At 71.1% G+C, this 7,034-nt stretch carries 4 protein-coding genes, 1 tRNA gene, 1 pseudogene and 1 riboswitch; of the genes and pseudogenes, 4 read left to right on the forward strand and 2 right to left on the reverse strand.

Going from position 1 to position 7,034, the window contains the following annotated elements; all coding sequences use genetic code 11:
* A pseudogene (locus IG62_RS0140525) lies at positions 1-628 on the forward strand (Ig-like domain-containing protein); the annotation flags it as partial.
* Between the two features lie 98 nt (positions 629-726).
* Here the strand turns inward: IG62_RS0140525 and IG62_RS0140530 are convergent.
* Positions 727-1,299 (reverse strand): DUF6314 family protein, encoded by a 573-nt coding sequence (locus IG62_RS0140530; RefSeq protein ID WP_420711193.1) that lies wholly within the window; start codon positions 1,297-1,299, stop codon positions 727-729.
* Between the two features lie 231 nt (positions 1,300-1,530).
* On the opposite strand from IG62_RS0140530, the gene IG62_RS0140535 reads away from it, so the two are divergent.
* The 3 genes from IG62_RS0140535 to IG62_RS0140545 are packed head-to-tail and all read left to right on the forward strand — an operon-like array spanning position 1,531 to position 6,175.
* A complete protein-coding gene (locus IG62_RS0140535) occupies positions 1,531-3,000 on the forward strand; it encodes an aldehyde dehydrogenase family protein (RefSeq protein ID WP_030816189.1) in 1,470 nt (489 codons plus the stop codon).
* Positions 2,997-4,598 carry an APC family permease gene (locus IG62_RS0140540; protein WP_030816190.1) on the forward strand — a complete coding sequence of 534 codons (1,602 nt, stop codon included), beginning with the start codon at positions 2,997-2,999 and terminating at the stop codon, positions 4,596-4,598. The genes IG62_RS0140535 and IG62_RS0140540 overlap by 4 nt, the downstream gene beginning before the upstream one ends.
* A 14-nt stretch (positions 4,599-4,612) precedes the next feature.
* Positions 4,613-6,175 (forward strand): GMC family oxidoreductase, encoded by a 1,563-nt coding sequence (locus tag IG62_RS0140545; protein WP_030816192.1) that lies wholly within the window; start codon positions 4,613-4,615, stop codon positions 6,173-6,175.
* Between the two features lie 38 nt (positions 6,176-6,213).
* Positions 6,214-6,386: riboswitch (TPP riboswitch) on the reverse strand.
* A 166-nt stretch (positions 6,387-6,552) separates the two neighbouring features.
* Here the strand turns inward: IG62_RS0140545 and IG62_RS0140550 are convergent.
* Positions 6,553-6,640: transfer RNA gene (locus IG62_RS0140550), tRNA-Leu, on the reverse strand.
* Positions 6,641-7,034 lie beyond the last annotated feature (394 nt).

Below are 7,034 nucleotides of genomic sequence, written 5' to 3' on the forward strand. Positions count from 1 at the left end.
CACCTGCACCTGTGTCGGCGTCACCGGCACCGCAACCGTCAACGTCACGGCGGCGACCAACTGCGTGGTCACCCTCTCCTCGACCCCCGCCAACCCGACCGCCGGCCAGCCCGTCACCGTCACCGCCACCGTCACCTGCAACGGAGTCCCGGTACCCGGCGCGGTGGTGCTCTTCTCCACCTCCAGCGGCGCCCTGGGGGTCGGGACCACCAATGCCTCCGGACAGGCCAGCGTGACCACCAGCGCGCTGCCGGCCGGCGCCAATGTCGTCACCGCCACGGTGATCTCCTCTTCGGGCGCCTGCACCTGCACCGGCGTTTCCGGTACCGCGACGGTGAACGTCGGGGTGGGAATCCCCGTCCTGACGGCGAAGCCGGCCTGCTACGCGCTGAACTTCCCGCCGGTGCCCTGGGCGTTCGCCCACGCCACGTTCAGCGTGAGCGGTGCGACCCCCGGATCGACGGTGACCTTCTCCGTCCTGGGCGGCACGGTGTGCACGGCCGTGGCCGACGCGAGCGGTAACGCCAGCTGCACCGGCAACCTCAGCGTCACGCAGGTGCTGGCCTCCACCTACACCGCGACCAGCGGCGGGGTGACCGCCACCGGCAGCCTGAAGTCCTGCCTCTGACGGATAGCCGGACACCACAGCCGTCCCCCGTAACGCAACTACGGGGGACGGCTGCTTGCTCTCAGGATAAGGGGGGAGGCAGGGCCGGACCGCCGCGCTCAGCCCGCCGTCCGCCGGTACCGCGTGCGCAGCAGCTGCTGCTTGGCCGGGCCGGTGACCCGCCACTCCAGGTGCCACTCGTCCGCCGAGCGGACCGTGAAGGTCCCCTCGTAGCGGTCCTCGGCGCAGGGGTGGACGGCGGTCCAGTGTCCGGTGCTGAGGTCGAGGTCGTGGAAGGGCCGGCCGTCGGCGAAGTCGATGTCGGCGCTGCCGTCGGGGCGGGGCCGCAGGCGGAGCGTCCGGCTCGCCGGGTAGGCCGTGCCGTCCCAGGTCAGCTCGCCCTCCTCCACGTGCAGCAGCGCGCCGCCGGCCGGGTCGGGCCGGAAGTCGGCGGTGCCGTGGAAGCGGCCTTCGGTGCCGGTCCGCAAGTCGTGCACGGTGCGCTCGACACTCCAGCGTCCCGACAGGTACCCGGCGACATCGGGAACCGAGGGGAGCGGCCCGTCGTGCGGGGCCTCCGCGTACGGGGCCTCCGCGTGCGGGTCCTCCTCGTACGGGGCCTCCGCGTACGGAGTCTCCTCGTGCGGGTCCGGAGCCTGCCGTTCCTCGTGTGCTGGCTGCGCGCTGGACATGGCCCCATTCTCCCGTCCGCCCGCGCCGTCACCCCATCGGCCCCACCCGGGTCCCCGCCGCTCCCCGCCGGCCGCTCGCACCGTGCGGACCAGCGGTGACGGTCTTACGCTCGGTGTATTGATCGTCACGGAGATGCGCACGGCGGCCGGATGGTGGCAGTGCGCCCCCGGCCCGTCCGCCGTGCCCCGCGCTGCCGCCCCGTAAGCGCCCGGAGAACGAAAGGCACCACCATGCCGGAGCTGTTCATCGGCGGTCAGTGGACCGCAGCGGCCGACGGGCGGGTGCGGGAGATCCGCTGTCCGGCGGACGGCACGCTGGTCGCGACCGTCGACGAGGGCGGACCGAGGGACGTCGCGGCGGCGATCACCGCGGCCCGCACCGCCTTCGACGACGGTCCCTGGCCGCGCACACCGGCGGCCGAGCGCGGCCGGCTGGTGCTCCGCGTCGCCGAGCTGCTGGGGCGCGACAAGGACGCGCTGGCCAGGGCGGAATCGCTGGACACCGGCAAGCGGCTGGTGGAGAGCGAGTACGACATGGACGACATCGCCAACTGCTTCCGCTACTTCGGCAACCTCGCCGCGGCCGGCGGCACCGACCGGGTGGTGGACACCGGCATCGCGGAGACCGACAGCACGGTGCGGCACGAGCCGGTCGGGGTGTGCGCCCTGATCACCCCGTGGAACTATCCGCTGCTGCAGACCGCGTGGAAGGTCGCCCCCGCACTGGCCGCCGGCAACACCTTCGTGCTGAAGCCCAGCGAGCTCACCCCGCACACCGCCGTCCACCTGATGCGGCTGCTGGACGAGGCCGGGCTGCCGGCCGGTGCCGGCAACCTGGTGCTGGGCACCGGCCCGGTGGTGGGCGCGCCGCTGACCGAGGACCCGCGGGTGGACATGGTGTCGTTCACCGGCGGGCTGCTCACCGGGCGGCGGATCATGGCCGCGGCGGCGCCGACGGTGAAGAAGATCGCCCTCGAGCTGGGCGGCAAGAACCCGAACATCGTCTTCGCGGACGCGGACTTCGACACCGCGGTCGACTACGCCCTGACCGCGGTCTTCCTGCACTCGGGACAGGTCTGCTCGGCGGGCGCCCGGCTGCTGGTCCAGGAGGAGCTGCACGACGCGTTCGTGGACGAGCTGGTCTCGCGCGCCCAGCGGATCCGGCTGGGCGGGCCCTTCGACGAGCACGCCCGCACCGGCCCGCTGATCTCCGCCGAGCACCGGGCCAAGGTCGAGGCCTACGTGGCGGCCGGGCTCGACGAGGGCGCGGTGCTGCTCTGCGGCGGCTCGGCGCCGGACGACCCGTCGCTGGCGAACGGCTACTACTACCTGCCGACGGTGCTGGACGAGTGCACGCCGGACATGTCGGTGATCCGCGACGAGTCGTTCGGGCCGGTGCTGACTGTCGAGCGGTTCCGCGACGAGGACGAGGCGGTCTCACTCGCCAACGACACGGTCTACGGCCTGGCCGGGGCGGTGTGGACGCAGGACGGCGAGCGTGCGCACCGGGTCGCCGCACGGCTGCGGGCCGGCACGATCTGGATCAACGACTTCCACCCGTACGTGCCGCAGGCGGAGTGGGGCGGGATGAAGCAGTCCGGTGTGGGCCGGGAGCTGGGACCGGCGGGGCTGGCGGAGTACCAGGAGGCCAAGCACGTCTGGCGCAATACCGCGCCACGGCCGCAGAGGTGGTTCGAATGACCCCGCCGGGCCCGCCCCGCCCGGAACCCGGCAACGGCCGAGCGCACGGGAACGAGCACGCACACGACGACGCCTCGCTCGCCGAGCTCGGCTACAAGCCGGAACTCAAGCGCACGCTGGGCAACTTCCACACCTTCGCCGCCGGGATCAGCTACATCTCCATCCTGACCGGCACCTTCCAGCTGTTCTACTTCGGTATCGCGCACGGCGGCCCGGCCTACTGGTGGTCCTGGCCGATGGTGTTCGCCGGCCAGCTGATGGTGGCGCTGTGCTTCTGCGAGCTGGCCGCCCGGTATCCGGTGGCCGGTTCGATCTACAACTGGTCCAAGCAGCTCGGCGGTCCGCACGTCGGCTGGCTCGGCGGCTGGCTGATGCTGACCGCCTCGATGGTGTCGCTGTCCGCGGTGGCGCTGGCCTATCAGGTGACGCTGCCGCAGATCTCCTCCTGGTTCCAGTTCATCGGCGACGGCACCGGGAAGTCCGCGGCCGCCAACGCCGTCCTGCTCGGCACCGTCCTGGTCGCCTTCACCACCCTGGTCAACGCCTTCGGCGTGAAGCTGATGGCCCGGATCAACTCCGCGGGCGTGGCGATCGAGCTGGTCGCCGCGATCGTCCTGGTGCTGCTGCTCGCCGCGCACGTCACCCGCGGGCCGGACGCGGTCACCGACACCTTCGGCCTGGGCAGCGGGGAGACCCTCGGCTACTTCGGCGCGTTCCTCACCGCGTCCCTGGCCTCGGCGTACGTCATGTACGGCTTCGACACCGCCTCCTCGCTCGGCGAGGAGTCCAAGGACCCCGGCCGGAACGCCCCGCGCGCGATCCTGCGGGCCCTGATCGCGTCCTTCCTGATCGGCGGGCTGATCCTGCTCTTCGCCCTGCTGTCCGTACCGGACCTGCACGCCAAGGAGCTGTCGGTGGACGGCCTCCAGTACGTCGTGCTGGCCACCCTCGGTTCGACGATCGGGCAGATCGTGCTGTGGTGCGTGGTCATCGCGATCACGGTGTGCGAGCTGGCGGTGCACACCGCGGGCATCCGGCTGGCGTTCGCCATGGCCCGGGACAACAACCTGCCGGCCTCCTCGCTGCTGGCCAAGGTCAGCCCGCGGTTCCAGACCCCGGTGCTGCCCGCGATCATCATCGGGCTGGTGGCGGTCGGCATCCTGTTCCTCAACGTCAACCAGCCGCAGATCTTCTCGGTGATCACCAGCATCGCGATCATCATGATCTACCTGGCGTACCTGGCGGTGACGCTGCCGATGCTGGTGCAGCGGCTGCGCGGCAACTGGACACCGCTCAAGGGCAAGTTCTCGCTGGGGAAGTTCGGGCTCCCGGTCAACATCCTCGCGGTGCTGTGGGGCGCGGGCATGTCCCTCAACCTCGCCTGGCCGCGCGCCGCGGTCTACAACGCGACCGGCCCGCAGCACTGGTACCTGCGCTGGGGCGCGTTCCTGTTCATCGGCGTCGTCGCGCTCGGCGGCTTCGCCTACTACTGGTTCGTCCAGCGCAAGAAGACCGGTGTGCTGGCCATGCACGCCGCCGAGCTCCCCGACGACACCCAGCCGGGCGGCCCGGGTACCCCCTCCTCCCCCACCCCCTGACTGGAGACGGCCCGATGTCCCAAGAGATCCCTGCGGACGAGTTCGACTACGTCGTGGTCGGTGGCGGCACGGCCGGCGCGGTCGTGGCGGCCCGGCTGAGCGAGGACCCCGCGGTCACCGTCTGCCTGCTGGAGGCCGGCCCGAGCGACGTCGACGACGACAACATCCTGCGGCTGGACCGCTGGATGGGCCTGCTGGAGTCCGGTTACGACTGGGACTATCCGGTCGAGCCGCAGGAGAACGGCAACAGCTTCATGCGGCACGCCCGCGCCAAGGTGCTGGGCGGCTGCTCCTCGCACAATTCCTGCATCGCCTTCTGGGCGCCCGCCGAGGACCTCGACGAGTGGGCCGTGCTGGGCTGCACGGGCTGGCACTCCCGGGACACCTTCCCGCTCTTCACCCGCCTGGAGAGCAATGACGCACCCGGCGACCACCACGGCCGCACCGGCCCGGTCACCCTGCGCACCGTCCCGCCGCGCGACCCCTGCGGGGTGGCCCTGCTGGAGGCGTGCGCGGCGTCCGGCATCCCCACCACCCCGTTCAACACCGGCCGGACGGTCGTCCGCGGCGCCAACTGGTTCCAGATCAACTGCCGCCCCGACGGCACCCGTTCCTCGTCCTCGGTGTCCTACCTCCACCCCGTCATGGGCACCCGGCGCAATCTGGACGTCCGCACCGGGCTCCAGGCCAAGCGCCTGACCTTCGACGCCGACCGCCGCTGCACCGGCGTGGACTACCTGGCTCCCGACCTGATCCGCACCCACAGCGTACGCGCCCGCCGCGAGGTCATCGTGTCCTGCGGCGCCATCGACACCCCGAAGCTGCTGATGCTCTCCGGCATCGGCCCGGCCGACCACCTCCGCGACGTCGGCGTGGACGTCCTGCTCGACTCCCCCGGTGTCGGCGCGAACCTCCAGGACCACCCGGAGGGCGTGATCATGTGGGAGGCCAAGCAGCCGATGGTCACCTCGTCGACGCAGTGGTGGGAGATCGGCATCTTCGTCGACACCGAGCCGGGCCTGGACCGCCCGGACCTGATGTTCCACTACGGCTCCGTGCCGTTCGACCTGAACACCTACCGCCGCGGCTACCCCACTTCGGAGAACGCCTTCTGCCTCACCCCGAACGTCACCCGCGCCCGCTCCCTGGGCACCGTGCGCCTGCGCACCCGGGACTTCCGCGACAAGCCGAGGGTCGATCCGCGCTACTTCACCCACGAGCACGACGTCCGGGTGATGCTCCACGGCCTGCGGCTGGCCCGCGAGATCGTCGCCCAGGCCCCGATGGCCGACTGGGCCGGTCCGGAACTCGCACCGGGCCCCTCCGCCCGGTCCGACGAGGAACTGCTGGACTACGTCCGCGCCACCCACAACACCGTCTACCACCCCGCCTGCACGGTCCACATGGGCGCTCCCGACGACCCGGCCGCCCCGCTCGACCCGGAACTGCGGGTCAAGGGCGTCGGCGGTCTGCGGGTGGCCGACGGCTCGGTCATGCCATTCCTGCCGGCCGTGAACCCGTGCATCACCACGATGATGATCGGCGAGAAATGCGCCGACCTGATCCGCGCCACCTGACCGCCCCCGGGGGCCCCGCCCCCTTGCGCGCACATCAAAGACCTACGAGGTGGGCTCCCTTCGCCGGCATTGTCCGGATCAGGTGCTTGGGGGTCGCCGTCCGGTCCGCATGACCTTTCAGCCTCTCAGCCCGACCTTCACTCACGTCCTCGGCGAGAACCGAAGTCCTCGTTGCGAGGTCCGCTCCAATCGGACTCCCTCGCTCGCCCCGTAGGCCGGTCTTCAGGATACTCCCGACGAAAGAGGATGGAATAGGCCCAGGGCAGGTTTTTCAGATAATTTCCGACATCTCCGGTGACCGTCCCCCGACGCACCTCCCGCACCCCCAGACATGCAGAAAACCCCTGGTCAACCAGGGGTTTCCAGGGGTTCTCATGTGGTGTCCGAGGGGGGACTTGAACCCCCACGCCCGATAAAGGGCACTAGCACCTCAAGCTAGCGCGTCTGCCATTCCGCCACCCGGACTAGGTGTGATCTTCGCGGGGCGTTTCCCGCGGCGACGTGGACAACCATATCAAGGTTTCAGAGTGCCTTGCGCTGCGCTTGGCCTTCCTCCCACGTACCTGGGTGTCCCGCCGTCGGGGTTGCCCGCGTTGCGCTTTGCGGCGCGCCGCACGTACTTGGCCGTCCCGCCGCGGGGCTTGCTCGCCGTTGCGCTTTGCGGCGCCCCGCACGTACCTGTCTGCGGCGCCGCGGGGCTCGCTCGCCGTTGCGCTTTGCGGCGCCCCGCACGTACCTGTCTGCGGCGCCGCGGGGCGTCTCGCCGTTGCGCCTGCGGCGGGCTGGGTTGTTGTGGGTGCGGTGACGGGCCTGCGGGGCCGGTGTTTGGGACTGCTGTCGCTTTACGTCCCAAACACCG

Origin of the sequence: Streptomyces sp. NRRL S-337, from assembly GCF_000720175.1 — a bacterium.
Classification (GTDB): domain Bacteria; phylum Actinomycetota; class Actinomycetes; order Streptomycetales; family Streptomycetaceae; genus Streptomyces; species Streptomyces siderophoricus.

Excerpts from the sequence above, each read along its gene's own strand:
- IG62_RS0140530 (WP_420711193.1), bottom strand. The coding sequence starts at position 1,299 with ATGTCCAGCGCGCAGCCAGCACACGAGGAACGGCAGGCTCCGGACCCG.
- IG62_RS0140535 (WP_030816189.1), top strand. The coding sequence starts at position 1,531 with ATGCCGGAGCTGTTCATCGGCGGTCAGTGGACCGCAGCGGCCGACGGG.
- IG62_RS0140540 (WP_030816190.1), top strand. The coding sequence starts at position 2,997 with ATGACCCCGCCGGGCCCGCCCCGCCCGGAACCCGGCAACGGCCGAGCG.
- IG62_RS0140545 (WP_030816192.1), top strand. The coding sequence starts at position 4,613 with ATGTCCCAAGAGATCCCTGCGGACGAGTTCGACTACGTCGTGGTCGGT.